We start from the raw sequence: 14,606 nt of genomic DNA on the forward strand, positions 1-14,606 counted from the left end.
CCAAACCTGGCGGCAAAGTCGGGGTCAGATGAACTTTTCATCTGACCCCATGTTCATTCCTGCTGGAAGGCTCAGTCGTCCTCGTGCTCCGGGTGATCCATCCCCAGTTCATTGATCTTCCGGGTCAGCGTGTTCCGCCCCCAGCCCAGCAGAATCGAGGCATCCCGGCGCCGCCCGCCGGTGTGCTTCAGCGCCGTCTCGATCATGATTTTCTCGAACTCTGGCACTGCCGTGTCGAGTATCCCTTTCTTGCCCCGCTTGAGCTCCTGTTCGGCCCAGTTTTTCAGGCCTTCCTGCCAGGTCGTGCCAGTGGTGGGCGCTTCCGCCTGATGCAGTAACTCGGGCGGCAAGTCATCGATGTGGATCTCCCGACCGCTGGCCATTACCGTCAGCCAGCGGCAGGTGTTTTCCAGCTGGCGGACGTTGCCGGGCCAGGGCAGGGTGGTGAGGTATTCTTCTGCTTCCTCGCGCAGGATTTTGGGCTCGACAGCCAGCTCTTTAGCCGCCCGTTTCAGGAAGTGCTGCATCAGCCGGGGAATGTCTTCCCGGCGTTCGGCCAGTTTGGGCAGGTGCACCCGAATCACGTTCAGCCGGTGGAACAGGTCTTCCCGGAAGCTGCCGGCCTGAACCAGTTTTTCCAGATCCTGGTGCGTGGCGGCGATGATACGCACGTCCACCTTGATCGGTGTGGTGCCGCCTACCCGGTAAAATTCGCCATCGGCCAGTACCCGCAGCAGGCGGGTCTGGGTATCGGCGGGCATGTCGCCGATTTCGTCCAGGAACAGGGTACCGCCGTTGGCCTGCTCGAAGCGCCCCTGGCGTGCTGCGCCGGCCCCGGTGAAGGCACCTTTTTCGTGGCCAAACAGCTCGGATTCGATCAGGTCCTTGGGAATGGCAGCCATATTCAGGGCGATGAACGGATGCTTGGCCCGGGGGCTGTGGTTGTGCAGCGCCTGGGCCACCAGCTCCTTGCCGGTGCCGCTTTCACCATTGATCAGCACGGTGATGTTGGAGTGCGACAGTCGGCCGATGGCCCTGAATACCTCCTGCATCGCCGGCGCTTCACCGATGATCTCGGTTGCACGCTGGGCGCTTTCCGTGGCGGGTTCGGCGCTGGCGCGTTTCTCGTGGCTGTGGGCAACCGCGCGCTTGACCAGCGCCACGGCATCATCCACATCGAACGGTTTGGGAAGGTATTCGAACGCCCCGGTCTGGTAGCTGGTGACCGCGCTTTCCAGATCCGAGTGGGCGGTCATGATGATCACCGGAATATCCGCATGCACCTCGACAATCTGGGAAAGCAGGGTGATACCGTCAACGCCGGGCATCCGGATATCGCTGACGATGGCATCGGGCTGCTCGTGTTCCAGCCGCATCATGATGCTTTCACCGCTGTCAAAAACGCGGGGCTGCATACCGGCCTGGTTCAGGGCGCGCTCCAGCACCCAGCGAATACTGCGATCGTCGTCTATGATCCAGACGTTTGCCGGTTGGCTCATGGGGTGTCCTCCAGAGGCAGGAAGATGATGAAGTCGGTTCGGCCTGGTTCGCTCTCGCATTCAACGAGTCCATGGTGTTGGCCGATGATGCTCTGGGTGATGGAAAGCCCCAGGCCTGTGCCACTGGCACGGCCACTGATCATCGGGTAGAAAATGTTCTGCAACAGGTCCGGGGGGATGCCCGGGCCGTTATCAATCACGTCGATCCGGCACACCAGGCGGTGGCGCCGATGGCCGATGGTAAACTGGCGCAGGGTGCGGGTCCGGAAGGTAATGGTGGGCGGTTCGCCGTTGCGATTGCCGCCCTGGTGTTCAAAGGCGGCCTCCATGGCGTTGCGGGCAATGTTCAGGAATGCCTGGATCAATTGTTCCTTGTCGCCCCGGAATTCGGGAATGCTGGGGTCATAGTCCCGGCTGAACTGCAGGCGGCCCTTGCTCTCGGCTTCCAGAAGTGTGCTCACACGCTCCAGCACCTCGTGGATATTGGTGGGCGCCAGCTTGAGTGCCTTGTTCGGGCCGAGCATGCGGTCCACCAGGCTCCTCAGTCGGTCGGCCTCATCGATGATCACCCGGGTATACTCGCGCTGGTCTTCGCTGGTGAGCTCCCGGTCAAGCAGCTGCGCCGCGCCCCGGATGCCCCCGAGCGGGTTCTTGATCTCGTGGGCCATGCCCCGGACCAGGATGCGGGTGGTCTCCTGCTGGGAAATGATGTCTTCCTCCCGGCTGATCCGCATCAGGCGATCCCTGGGCTGGATCTCGATCAGCAGCTCCGTCGGATCGAGGCTGATCGGGGTCACCGAGTAGTCCACCGTCAGCCGGGAGCCGCTGGTTAACAGGAACTCGGCCTCACGGCGGGTGTAGGACTGGCCATTCTCAACCGCGGCGAACAGGGTTTTCAGGGCATCTTCGGAATCCACGAGAATCTCGCTGAAGGGCTGCCCGTGGCTACGGGTCATACTGGTTTCAAACAGACTTTCAGCGGCGGGGTTGAGATAGCGAATTTGCAGCGTATCCTCCAGCACCAATACCGCCGTAGTGAGGCTGTCGAGAATGCTTTTGTATCCGGTATCGCGAGCCGAAGGCAGTGCCATGGGAGATGTCCGTTGGTTCGACATGGTTTGACCTCCGGAGTTTTGCAAAAAGCGAACCAGTTTGGGCCAGGTTTAAAAATGACTGGGCAAAGTGCGGGCATTGCGGGGCATTGGCCGGAAAAGGCGCCGTACGCTGGTGCAGGCGGGGAAAGCGCAACTGACCAGCCGGAAGAATTCGCCCCGTTGCTGGTCAGAGTATGGCTGTTTTCTGGTGCGCGCGCACCAAAATAGTGCGCTCAAGAATCAGTTCAGTACGGAGGGGCGGTGAACGGTAAAGGAAATGGATGGGCCGGTTTTTATCTGAACGCCGTTTTCATCCACGATGTGCACGCGGGCCTCGTGGGTGCCACGGAAGACATTGCTGACGGCAATTGAGCCCGAAGCGCTCTGGCCAACGGGTTGGCCATCCAGGGTCACTTCGTACTTGTGGCCAGGCTGCAGGCCGGGTGTGCTTTGAACCTGGAACTGAATATCACCGCTGCCGCTGTAGAACGCCTGGTTGTTGTCCGGGTATACGAAGGAGACGCTCTCGTACACGGCGCCCTCTTTCTGGACCTCTTCACGGAGCTTGTCGGTTTCCTGAACCACCTCGGGCTTGGGCAGGGTGATGGTGGTAACCGGTTTGACCTCAATCGCTTTAGCGCCTTCACTTGGCTCGTCGGAGAAGGTGACGTTGCCGTAGGCATCGACATTCCGGTACACCTCGGCGGAGGCCGGGACCGCCAGAACAAACAGAAGGCCGGTAATCAATCCAGACCTTGGATTCATAAGCTCACCTGTTATTGGGTTTCCCCGATTATCGGCGGCGCCCCGGGGCATTTCAACGCTTGCGGGATCGGATATTGGTTACATATCGTTAAGGGCGGCAGGCAATGTGCTGCAGTGCACACAAAAAAGCCCCGCGCGGGGCGGGGCTTGACTGCTGCTGATTCCCTTGCGAGAGATATTAGCAGGAGTAGTACAGCTGGAACTCGATCGGATGCGTGGTCATGTTCAGTTTCTCAACTTCACCGCGCTTCAGATCAATGTAACCGGCAATCATGTCCTCGGTGAACACGCCGCCACGGGTCAGGAACTCGTGATCTTCCTGCAGGCAGTCCAGAGCTTCTGACAGAGTCTCGGCAACCTTCGGAATGCTCAGGGCCTCTTCCTTCGGCAGGTCGTACAGATCCTTGTCCATGGCATCGCCAGGGTGGATCTTGTTCTGGATGCCGTCCAGGCCGGCCATCATCAGGGCCGCGAACGCCAGGTACGGGTTGGCTGCCGGATCAGGGAAGCGCACTTCAATCCGACGCGCCTTCGGGCTGTTCACGTAAGGAATACGGATGGAAGCGGAGCGGTTGCGCGCCGAGTAAGCCAGCATGACCGGTGCTTCGTAGCCCGGAACCAGACGCTTGTAGCTGTTGGTGGCCGGGTTGGTGAAGGCGTTGATCGCCTTGGCGTGCTTGATCACCCCACCGATGTAGTACAGAGCCGCTTCGCTCAGGCCGGCATAGCTGTCACCTGCGAACAGGTTTTTGCCGTCTTTGCTCAGGGACATGTGTACGTGCATGCCGGAGCCGTTGTCACCCACAACCGGCTTGGGCATGAAGGTGGCGGTCTTGCCGTAGGCGTGGGCCACGTTGTGTACGCAGTACTTGAGGATCTGTACTTCGTCGGCCTTGCGGGTCAGGGTGTTGGCGCCAACGCCGATTTCACACTGGCCAGCGGTGCCCACTTCGTGGTGGTGTACTTCAATTTCCAGACCCATGGATTCCATGGCCGCACACATGGCGCCACGCAGGTCATGCAGGCTGTCTACCGGCGGAACCGGGAAATAGCCGCCTTTAACACCCGGGCGGTGGCCGATGTTGTTGCGGTCGAAGTCTTCGCCGGATACCCAGGCGGCCTCTTCGGAATGGATGTGGTACGAAGAGCCTTGCATGTCTACGTTCCATTTAACGGAATCAAAGACAAAGAACTCCGGCTCCGGGCCGAACAGGGCGCCGTCAGCGATGCCGGTGGACTTCAGGTATTCCTCGGCACGACGGGCAACGGAACGCGGATCACGCTCATAACCCTGCATGGTAGAAGGCTCTACGATGTTGCAGGTGATGTTGACAGTGGTTTCTTCGGTGAACGGATCCAGTACGGAGGTTGCGTCGTCTGGCATCAGGATCATGTCGGATTCGTTGATGCCTTTCCAGCCGGCAATGGAAGAGCCGTCGAACATCTTGCCGTCGGCGAAAAAGTCTTCGTCTACCTCGGTGGCCGGCAGCGTCACGTGCTGCTCTTTACCGCGGCTGTCAGTGAAGCGCAGGTCAACCCATTTGACTTCGTGTTCTTTGATCAAATCAACTGTCTTGGACATTGTGCATGCTCCGTATGTTATACCGCAAAGGCGGCTGTATTCATGTTCGTGGCGCCGGACCGCCCGGAAACCCGGGTTCCGATCTGGTTTTCAGGTTTGCGCAGCTTAGCAAATGCCGCTGCGTCTTACCTGCAAATTTCGGCTGATTTCGTTAAAGCAAGGCGCTTGCCAATTTTTAGGGCATGCTCCAGAACAGCGCAACGGCAGGGGCTCGGAGCCCGTTCGGGGCAATTCTGAGGTTTTCGGGCCGGATTTTGCATTCGAGCATTGCACAGAAATGGTGCGCTAACTGCCAATGTGCACCAATGTGGTGCTCTGGGCTGATTTGAGAATAGGCGTTTTTCGACATATAAACGACACAGACTTTTAGCTATACTACGCGCCGCTTCATTTTCACCCTGCCAATTTCTGATCCCGGATCGAAAAACTCCGTGCAGGGTGCCGGGCAGCCAGCTCCGGTAAATGAGTTCATTTTACGGATTTGAGACGGCATGTGCAGGGGTATCCCTGCGAACGACCCTCTCAGGTCATTCAGTGCATGCCGCAGGATTATTTTTGTGATTGAGAACCTTCGTAATATTGCCATCATTGCCCACGTCGACCATGGGAAAACCACGCTCGTAGACAAGCTCCTGCGCCAGTCCGGTACGCTGGATCGCAAAGAGCTCGAGAGCGAGCGGGTCATGGATTCCAATGATCAGGAAAAAGAGCGCGGCATTACCATTCTGGCCAAGAATACGGCCCTGAAATGGAACGGCTACGACATCAACATTGTGGACACCCCGGGCCACGCGGATTTCGGTGGCGAGGTCGAGCGGGTGATGAGCATGGTGGACTGCGTGCTGCTGGTGGTTGATTCCATCGACGGCCCCATGCCACAGACCCGCTTTGTGACCCAGAAGGCGTTTGCGGCCGGTTTGCGCCCGATCGTGGTGGTCAACAAGATTGACCGTCCCGGTGCCCGCCCGGACTGGGTGGTAGACCAGGTGTTCGACCTCTTTGACAACCTGGGTGCGACTGACGAGCAGTTGGATTTCCCCATTGTCTACGCCAGTGCCCTGAACGGCATCGCCGGTCTGGATCATGAGAAGCTGGATGACAACATGGATGCCGTATTCCAGGCGATCGTCGACCATGTGCCTGCTCCGAACGTGGATCCGAACGGTCCGTTCCAGATGCAGATCTCCCAGCTGGACTATAATAGCTTCCTGGGCGTGATCGGCATTGGCCGCATCACGCGTGGCAAGATCAAGACCAATTCACCGGTCACAGCGATTGGTGCCAACGGCAAGAAGCGCAACGGTCGTATCCTCAAGATCATGGGCCACTCCGGTTTGCATCGTGTTGAAGTGGAAGAGGCCCAGGCCGGCGATATCATCTGCGTCAGCGGTATGGACGAGCTGTTCATCTCCGACACCCTGTGTGACCAGGCCAACGTTGAAGCCCTGCCGGCGCTGACCGTGGATGAGCCGACGGTCTCCATGACCTTCCAGGTCAACGATTCGCCCTTCGCCGGCCGGGAAGGCAAGTACGTCACCAGCCGGAACATCAAGGAGCGCCTGGAGAAGGAGCTGCTTCATAACGTGGCGTTGCGCGTTGAAGAGGGCGGCTCTGCAGACAAGTTCAAGGTATCCGGCCGCGGTGAGCTGCACCTTTCTGTGCTGATCGAAAACATGCGCCGTGAGAACTTCGAACTGGCCGTGGGCCGCCCGGAAGTTGTCATCAAGGAAGTCGACGGTGTGAGGCAGGAGCCCTATGAGAATGTCATCGTCGACATTGAAGAGCAGCACCAGGGCCCGATCATGGAGCAGATGGGTCTGCGCAAAGGCGACCTGACCAACATGGTGCCGGATGGCAAGGGGCGGATGCGTCTTGAGTACACCATTCCGGCTCGTGGCCTGATCGGTTTCCGAAATACCTTCCTGACCATGACCTCCGGTACCGGTATTCTGACCTCCACCTTCAGCCACTACGGCCCGATCAAGGTGGGCGATGTGACCAGTCGCCAGAACGGCGTTATCGTCTCCATGGCGACCGGCACGGCACTGACCTATTCGCTGGAAACCCTGCAGAGTCGGGGCAAGCTGTTCCTCGACCCCGGCCAGGAAATCTACGAAGGCCAGCTGTGTGGCATTCACAGCCGCGACAACGATCTGGTGGTGAACCCGACCAAGGGCAAGAAACTCGACAACATGCGTGCCTCCGGCAAGGACGAAGTGATCGCCCTGGTACCGCCGATCAAGTTCACCCTTGAGCAGGCGCTGGAGTTCATCAATGACGACGAACTGGTTGAGGTAACCCCGAAATCGGTCCGCCTGCGCAAAAAGCTGCTGACCGAGAACGAGCGCAAGCGCGCGGGCAAGAAATAACGGTAGGCCGGCCCGTGAAAAAGGGGTCAGATGAAAGCCTTCATCTGACCCCGGCTTCAGCTCCGGCTTTCCCCACCAGCCCGAAGCCTCCCAGGGGTCAGATGAAAGCTTTCATCTGACCCCATCTTCATCCAGAATTCCGGAAACCCCCCTGTTCCGGAGCAACCCCATGCTGGCCCTCTACCCCGAAATCGCTGCCAACGCCCAACACCGCATCGCGGTAGACCCACCCCACGAACTTTATGTTGAAGAAAGCGGTAACCCCGACGGAATACCGGTTCTGGTGGTGCACGGTGGCCCTGGTGGTGGCTGTGAGGATTACCATCGGCGTTTCTTCGATGCCGAGCGTTTCCGGATTATTCTGATGGACCAGCGGGGTGCCGGTCGGTCCACGCCGCTGGCGGAATTGGAAGGCAACAGCACCGCAAAGTTGGTTGAGGATATGGAGGCCGTGCGTTCGTTTCTCGGTATCAACCAGTGGCTTCTGTTCGGTGGCAGTTGGGGGTCAACCCTGAGCCTGGTCTACGCCCAGGCCTATCCGGAGCGGGTATCCGGGCTGGTTCTGCGAGGCATTTTCCTGTGCCGGCCCCGGGATATCCAATGGTTCTACCAGGATGGCGCAAGCCGGGTATTTCCCGACTACTGGGCCGACTTCCAGGGCCCGATTCCGGAAGCCGAGCGTAACGACATGGTGAGCGCCTATTACCGCCGGCTGACCAGTACCAACGAGCTTGAGCAGATTCAGGCCGCCAAGGCCTGGTCGGTGTGGGAGGGGCGCTGTGCCACCCTGCACCCCAATCCCCGTGTTGTAGAGCACTTCGGCCATCCGCACGTGGCCATCGCACTGGCTCGTATCGAGTGCCATTACTTCATGAACAACGCGTTTCTTGAAGATAACCAGATCGTTCGCGATGCTCACCGCCTGAAAGAGATTCCCGGCATCATTGTCCATGGCCGGTACGATATGGTCTGCCCCCTGGAGAACGCCCTGGCGCTGAGCAAGGCCTGGCCTGAGGCCGAGCTGCAGATCATTCGGGATGCCGGCCATTCGGCCTCCGAACCCGCGATAATTGATGCCCTGATCCGTGGGGTGGAATCGGTCGTGGCAAAAACCGGGAAAACGGCTGGCTGATTCCCGTTTTCAGGGTTGCGGCCCGGGACGGCCATCGCTAAACTCTTGACCCATCTTTATTTCCTCCTGTTCATGTGGTCCCGGGGAACCTGATGAAAGGGCTGATCCAGCGAGTATCGGAAGCCAGTGTTACCGTGCAGGGTGAGCGCATTGCCGCCATTGGTTCAGGGCTGCTGTTACTGCTGGGCGTGGAAAACGGCGATAGTGAGGCAGAGGCAAAGGAGCTGTGCCGGAAGATCCTCACGTACCGTGTGTTTCCCGATGAGGCAGGGCGGATGAACCGGAGCCTTGAGAGCATTGGTGGAGAACTTCTGGTTGTTCCTCAGTTTACCCTGACCGCTGATACGTCATCCGGCACCCGGCCGGGATTCTCCCATGCTGCAAAACCTGAAGAGGCCAACCACTTGATTGGGCTGTTTGTTGCTCAGGCCCGGGCCGGGCTTGGGGATGAAAAAGTGGGGGAGGGGAGGTTCGGTACCCATATGAGGGTTGGCTTGGTGAATGATGGGCCGGTAACTTTTCTGCTCGAGGTTCGGCAAAGACATGGTGAAAGCGTTCGATAGTGGCCCGCACCGGTATCGGGCATGGGGCATTCAGGTGATTCGTATTGGTGCGCAAACCCCGGTGATCAGGGTTGCCATCAAGTAAGGGGGTGCTTTCCCCGGTCTTTAATTCAATGATTATAAAGAATAAATGTCGATTTGGCCCCGGAATTGAAACACAACCGTCACGATGCGCGTCGGCACTGAAAGGTATAGAAACTTGCCTTTCTGGTGCTAAAAGAGCTAAAAATGCATCGGCAATTATTTGCAAAACCGGGATAGTTGTATTAAAACAGGTTCATCACGCAGGGCTTTAACAATGCCCTGTAAGCAATTGAGCTGAAAAGGCCTGTCCTTGGGCGGGTAATCTAAAAAGAAGAAAAGTTACTTCCTTGTCATAAAAGTGACACGGCAGTGATGCAGAATCGGCCTCATCCAGCCTGACTGGTGAAGCCTTACAAAATCGGGATAAGAACCCGTCGCTAAAACCTGAGTTAACTCAAAAAGGAAGACGCAAAATGAAAAAAACGCTCCTCGCAACCGCTATCGCGGCCGCTACTTTCTCTGGCGCAGCGCTGGCCCAGGAAAGCAACATGCCGACTGTCTACGGTAACATTCAGTACGCACTCTCCCACACCAATGTTGATGGTGGTGGTTCTGCGATTGATCATTTCGATAACGGGACCACTCTGGGTGTTAAGCACGACCACGAGATTGCACCTGGCATCACTGGTTTCCTGAAGCTGGAGCTGGAAGGCATCAACGCCGATGACAAAGCTGCGAGCAGCGGCATTGACAGTCTTGACGAAGCTTATATCGGTGTTAAAGGCGATAGCTTTGGTCAGGTGTGGGTTGGTTCAGATGACTCCACTTACGAAAGCGCCATCGACAAGATCATAAATTTCCACGAAGTCGGTACTGGTATCGGCGGTAACTATGAGACTGGCGAAGGTGATCTGGTTCAGTATATGTCTCCATCCTTCGGAGGCCTGAAAGTTGGCGCTGCTGTCCAGGTTAACGGTGATGGTAAGGTCGGCGGAAAATCCTACCCTTACCAGTTGGCAGCGATCTACTCTGTCGATGCCCTGGAGCTGGCGTTCGCCATGGATTCCAATGATGGTTCTTTGAAATATTCGAAAGATGGGAGTGCTGTAAATGAAATCAGCACTAGTAACGAAAACACCTACGGCGTTCGTGCTACTTACGCCATGGGCGACCTGAGTGTGACCGGTGAATACCAGACTCGTAAAGACGAGGAAAACGAGTACGGTTTGATTGGTGTCTATGCTCTGGGCGCCAACCAGTTCTCCCTGGCCTACCAAGTGGTTGAAGACGATTCCCCGGGCGCAACCAACGGTGACAAGGAAGACGTAATCGCGCTGCAGGCTCTCCACAACCTGTCTGATAACATGTACGTCTACTTCGAAGGCTACCTGTACTCCTCTGACGATGCAGCGGAATATGATCTGGAAGACGGTGCCGGTGCCGGTGACGAGCAGACTATCGCAGCAGTTGGCGGTGTCTACTACTTCTGATCAGCCAACCGGCTAATCCTGTAGTATAAAAACCGGCGACCTTCGGGTCGCCGGTTTTTGCGTTTCTGAATCCCGAAAAAAACAGGTCGATTCCATGGCAACCGAACTGGAAATCAAACTCAGTGTTTCTGCTACCGACCAGGCGCGGGCGCTCAACTGGCTTGCCGCCCGCCCCGAGGTACGACCGGGACATCAGAACTCCCTGATCAATCGCTACTTTGATACGCCCCAGGCTGACCTGAACCGGGCCAAAGCCGCTTTGAGAGTGCGCAAGGCCGGTGATGCCTATATCCAGACCCTGAAAACCCGGGGTGACTTCGTTGACGGCGCCCATCGCCGCGAGGAGTGGGAGTGGCCGATCGCCGGTCCTGACCTTGACCTGTCACTGCTTGAGGAAACACCGCTGGCTGGCAGGCTGGATCTGGATCGGCTGCAGGTTGTCTTCGAAACCAACTTCGAGCGCCAGGTTCTTTGGCTGGAGGATGCTCACTCCCTGATTGAGGTGGCGGTAGACGCCGGCAGCATTGTCGCAGGCCAGGTTCAGTGGCCGCTGCATGAAGTGGAATTCGAGCTCAAATCCGGAGAGGGCAGCCAACTGGTGGCATGGGCCCTCGCTCTGGCCCGGGAAGTACCGGTATTCCTCAATCTTGTCAGTAAGGCTGAGCAGGGCTATTTTCTTGCCGGGATCTATCAGCCGGAAGCCCTCCCGGCGGGTGCTGCGATCTCCGTGACGCAGTTTCTCCAGGCGCTGAGTACGAGTTGGTTGCTGGACCAGCCGTTTGCCGTGGCGGCGTATGATCTCTCTCAGGTCACAGAGGCTGTTGAAACGGCCGGTTGCAGCGATCTGTGGGGGCAGGTGCATGCCGAACTCGCCCGGGGAGTTCACGCCCGTGATCTGGCGAAACAGTCCAGAACCCTCGGCATGCTGCAATTGCTGTTGGCGGCCTCAGGTAAATAACAGCTCATCCCCTACCAATAATGCGAGTGAGGCCAGGCCTTTTGCCTGATGGTCCCCCCTTGTATTGCGTCTGCTTCGGCAAAGGTGCCGTGTTCAGTTGCGGGTGAGTTCGTTATACAGTATCGGAAATATCACAGAGCGACAGGGGTTTGCATTATGTCCGAGCCATGGCACAGCCTTCCGAAACCATTAGCCGAGGATGTGGCAGCCTGCTGGCAATCGGTCTTTCCAGACGACGTTCCGCAATGGCTGATCTGCGCGCCGGAGATGACTGAGTCCGTGGTGGCCGATGCGCTGTCCCGCAGCCTGTTCCTGCGCCAGACGTTAGAGCGCCACGCAGAGCAGGTGCAGGCCCTGCTTGAGTCGCGATTGCTTACCGAGCCAACAACCCCTGAGTATCTGAAGAGTCGCTGGCAGGCGTATCTGGCCGAAGTCGATGGCGAAGCCGCGCTGCATTCGGCATTGCGCCGTTTCCGTCGGGAATCCCAGTTCCGCATGATCTGGCGGGATCTGCTGCGCTGGGCGGATCTGGCCGAGACCATGGCAGCGACCAGCGCCTTTGCCGAAATATGCATCGATGGCGCCCTGGACTGGCTTTATGAGGATTCCTGTGAACAGTATGGCACGCCCAGGGGCGCGGACCCGGTAACCGGTAACGAGGTGGACCAGAAAATGGTCGTACTCGGGATGGGCAAACTCGGTGGCCGTGAGCTGAACGTCTCGTCGGATATCGACCTGATCTTTGCCTTCCCGAGCAAGGGGGAGACCCAGGGTGGGCGGCGCTCCATGGACAACCAGCAGTTTTTCGTTCGCCTGGGGCAGCGACTGATTCAGGCCCTGGACCAGATTACCGCCGATGGCTTTGTGTTCCGGGTGGATATGCGCCTTCGCCCCTATGGTCAAAGCGGCGCCCTGGCGCTGAGTTTTGCGGCGCTCGAAACCTACTATCAGGACCAGGGGCGGGACTGGGAGCGCTACGCCATGGTCAAGGCCCGGGTGGTGGCTGGCGACCAGAGGACTGGGCAGGTGCTGATGGACAGCCTGCGACCGTTTGTCTACCGCAAGTACATTGATTTCAGTGCCTTTGAATCCCTGCGCAGCATGAAAGCCATGATCAGCCGCGAAGTTCGGCGCAAGGGGCTGGAAAATAACATCAAGCTGGGCAGCGGCGGCATCCGGGAGATCGAGTTTGTGGTCCAGGCATTCCAGCTGATCCGTGGCGGCCGGGACCGGGAGCTCCAGCAGCGTGAGTTGCTGGTGATACTGAAGGAACTCGAGGCCCTGGAGTTATTGCCATCGCCGGTGGTCACGGAGCTCCGGGAGGCCTATGTGTTCCTGCGTAATCTGGAGCACGCTCTCCAGGGCATGGAAGACAAGCAGACCCAGTTGTTGCCGGAGGACGAGCTCTCCCGGGCCCGGGTGGCCATGATCATGGGGTTTGATCACTGGCAGGCCTGTGAGGAGGCGCTCCGGGAACATCGGGAGCGCGTTGCCACTCACTTTGCCAATATCATTGCCACGGAGGAGGGCGAGGACGAGGGCCCGGCATCGCTGGATGAAGGCTGGTTCGAGCTCTGGCTGGCGGAGATGGACGAAAGCGCCGCCGTGGACTGGCTGAGTTCCCGGGGTTTCGAGAATCCGGAGGCGAGCCATGCCGAGCTTGTCGAGTTGCGGGAAAGCCGCACCGCCCAGACACTGCAGACGCAGGGCCGGAAACGGCTGAACCAGTTCATGCCGATGCTGCTGGAGGCGCTCACTCAGGTCAGCAATCCCTCGGAGACGCTGAGCCGGGTGTTGCAACTGGTCGAGGCGATTTTGCGCCGCACCGCCTACATGGTGTTGCTGCTGGAAAACCCGGGCGCCTGTACCCAGCTGGTCCGGCTGTGCAGTGATAGCCCCTGGATCGCCCGGCAGCTCGCCGAAACGCCGCTGCTGCTGGATGAGCTGCTGAATGCGGAGAGTTTGTACAGTCCGCCGGCAAAAGCCGAGCTGCAGGATGATTTGCGGCAGCAGATGTTGAGGATTCCCTTTGAAGATCTGGAAGAGCAGATGGAATCCCTGCGTCACTTCAAGAAGGCCCACATCCTTCGGGTCGCCGCCTCGGAACTGAAGGGCACCTTGCCACTGATGAAGGTGAGCGACTACCTGACCTGGATCGCCGAGGTGGTGCTGGACCATGTGGTGGATGTGGCCTTTGCCAATCTCGTCGGTCGCCATGGGCATCCACAGAGGGCGGATGGCTCCGCCTGCGAGACGGATTTTGCCATCATTGGCTATGGCAAACTGGGAGGTATCGAGCTGGGTTATACCTCTGATCTGGATCTGGTGTTCGTACACAACGCTGATCCGGAGCTGACTACCGATGGCGAGAAACCCATTGATAACGCGGTGTTCTACACCCGGCTGGGCCAGCGAATCGTGCATATTCTCAATACCCAGACGCCGTCCGGCCAGCTGTACGAAGTGGATATGCGCTTGCGGCCCTCGGGTAATTCCGGGCTGCTGGTGAGCACGCTGCAGGCTTTTGAAAAGTATCAGCGTGAAGATGCCTGGACCTGGGAGCACCAGGCCCTGGCCCGGGCCCGCGGTGTGGCCGGCTGCAGTGAAACCCTTGAAGGGTTTGAATCCATCCGCCACGACATCCTGTGTCAGCAACGGGATCGGGACAAGCTCCGCCAGGATGTGGTTGGGATGCGCGAGAAAATGCGGGCCAGCCTGGGCACCCCGGAAAGCCGGCAGGCCGACGTGTTCCACATCAAGCACGACACCGGCGGTATCATCGATATCGAATTTATTGTGCAGTATCTGATGCTGGCGTGGTGTTCCGAGCACCCCGAACTGACCCAGTGGTCCGATAACATCCGGCAGATGGAAGAGTTGGGCAGAGCCGGTGTGATGGCGGTAGAAGACGCGGAAAAACTGCGAGAAACCTTCATCGCCCTGCGCTCCACCATTCACCGGCGGGCACTCCAGAATCTCAATAGCCAGGTGGAGGGAAGTGCCTTCCCAGGGGAGCGTGACTACATCCGTGCCATGTGGAAAAAAGTCATGATTGATGCCTAAGGCAAATTCAATTCCGGCAGATTTTCCTGCTAGAATGCCCTTTCCCCGAAAACTGCTTTTTTAGGAG

10 protein-coding genes are annotated in these 14,606 nt (G+C 58.3%); 6 read left to right on the plus strand and 4 right to left on the minus strand.

Features of this window, described 5'->3' with window-relative positions:
- Window positions 1-71: 71 nt before the first annotated feature.
- The 4 genes from ntrC to glnA all read right to left on the minus strand — a co-directional run bounded on the left by ntrC (window position 72) and on the right by glnA (window position 4,940).
- Window positions 72-1,499, minus strand: coding sequence for a nitrogen regulation protein NR(I) (ntrC, locus tag msub_RS19585; RefSeq protein WP_048497778.1), 1,428 nt, complete (start codon window positions 1,497-1,499; stop codon window positions 72-74).
- Window positions 1,496-2,590 (minus strand): nitrogen regulation protein NR(II), encoded by a 1,095-nt coding sequence (gene glnL, locus msub_RS19590; protein ID WP_048497779.1) that lies wholly within the window; start codon window positions 2,588-2,590, stop codon window positions 1,496-1,498. The genes ntrC and glnL overlap by 4 nt, the downstream gene beginning before the upstream one ends.
- 243 nt (window positions 2,591-2,833) lie before the next feature.
- Window positions 2,834-3,358 carry a DUF4124 domain-containing protein gene (locus msub_RS19595; protein ID WP_048497780.1) on the minus strand — a complete coding sequence of 175 codons (525 nt, stop codon included), beginning with the start codon at window positions 3,356-3,358 and terminating at the stop codon, window positions 2,834-2,836.
- A 178-nt stretch (window positions 3,359-3,536) separates the two neighbouring features.
- Window positions 3,537-4,940, minus strand: coding sequence for a glutamate--ammonia ligase (gene glnA / locus msub_RS19600; RefSeq protein ID WP_048497781.1), 1,404 nt, complete (start codon window positions 4,938-4,940; stop codon window positions 3,537-3,539).
- Window positions 4,941-5,497: 557 nt separating this feature from the next.
- On the opposite strand from glnA, the gene typA reads away from it, so the two are divergent.
- From typA to glnE, 6 genes are all read left to right on the plus strand, one after another.
- The gene (gene typA, locus msub_RS19605; RefSeq protein WP_048497782.1) at window positions 5,498-7,309 is read left to right on the plus strand and encodes a translational GTPase TypA; all 1,812 of its coding nucleotides are present in this window, start codon (window positions 5,498-5,500) and stop codon (window positions 7,307-7,309) included.
- Between the two features lie 169 nt (window positions 7,310-7,478).
- A complete protein-coding gene (pip, locus tag msub_RS19610; RefSeq protein ID WP_048497783.1) occupies window positions 7,479-8,441 on the plus strand; it encodes a prolyl aminopeptidase in 963 nt (320 codons plus the stop codon).
- 92 nt (window positions 8,442-8,533) lie between these two features.
- Window positions 8,534-9,004, plus strand: a complete 471-nt coding sequence (gene dtd / locus msub_RS19615) for a D-aminoacyl-tRNA deacylase (RefSeq protein ID WP_048497784.1) — start codon at window positions 8,534-8,536, stop codon at window positions 9,002-9,004.
- A gap of 497 nt (window positions 9,005-9,501) precedes the next feature.
- The gene (locus tag msub_RS19620; RefSeq protein WP_048497785.1) at window positions 9,502-10,518 is read left to right on the plus strand and encodes a porin; all 1,017 of its coding nucleotides are present in this window, start codon (window positions 9,502-9,504) and stop codon (window positions 10,516-10,518) included.
- 94 nt (window positions 10,519-10,612) lie between these two features.
- Window positions 10,613-11,476, plus strand: coding sequence for a CYTH domain-containing protein (locus msub_RS19625; RefSeq protein WP_048497786.1), 864 nt, complete (start codon window positions 10,613-10,615; stop codon window positions 11,474-11,476).
- A gap of 156 nt (window positions 11,477-11,632) precedes the next feature.
- Entirely contained in the window at window positions 11,633-14,539 is a 2,907-nt protein-coding gene (gene glnE, locus msub_RS19630) for a bifunctional [glutamate--ammonia ligase]-adenylyl-L-tyrosine phosphorylase/[glutamate--ammonia-ligase] adenylyltransferase (RefSeq protein ID WP_048497787.1), read from the plus strand.
- The last annotated feature ends 67 nt before the right edge of the window (window positions 14,540-14,606 follow it).

Origin of the sequence: Marinobacter subterrani (genome assembly GCF_001045555.1) — a bacterium.
Classification (GTDB): Bacteria; Pseudomonadota; Gammaproteobacteria; order Pseudomonadales; family Oleiphilaceae; genus Marinobacter; species Marinobacter subterrani.

Bases quoted from the DNA above. Each gene is read 5' to 3' on its own strand.
- glnE (WP_048497787.1), top strand. From the start codon at position 11,633: ATGTCCGAGCCATGGCACAGCCTTCCGAAACCATTAGCCGAGGATGTG.
- glnL (WP_048497779.1), bottom strand. From the start codon at position 2,590: ATGGCACTGCCTTCGGCTCGCGATACCGGATACAAAAGCATTCTCGAC.
- glnA (WP_048497781.1), bottom strand. From the start codon at position 4,940: ATGTCCAAGACAGTTGATTTGATCAAAGAACACGAAGTCAAATGGGTT.
- msub_RS19620 (WP_048497785.1), top strand. From the start codon at position 9,502: ATGAAAAAAACGCTCCTCGCAACCGCTATCGCGGCCGCTACTTTCTCT.
- ntrC (WP_048497778.1), bottom strand. From the start codon at position 1,499: ATGAGCCAACCGGCAAACGTCTGGATCATAGACGACGATCGCAGTATT.
- pip (WP_048497783.1), top strand. From the start codon at position 7,479: ATGCTGGCCCTCTACCCCGAAATCGCTGCCAACGCCCAACACCGCATC.
- msub_RS19595 (WP_048497780.1), bottom strand. From the start codon at position 3,358: ATGAATCCAAGGTCTGGATTGATTACCGGCCTTCTGTTTGTTCTGGCG.
- msub_RS19625 (WP_048497786.1), top strand. From the start codon at position 10,613: ATGGCAACCGAACTGGAAATCAAACTCAGTGTTTCTGCTACCGACCAG.
- dtd (WP_048497784.1), top strand. From the start codon at position 8,534: ATGAAAGGGCTGATCCAGCGAGTATCGGAAGCCAGTGTTACCGTGCAG.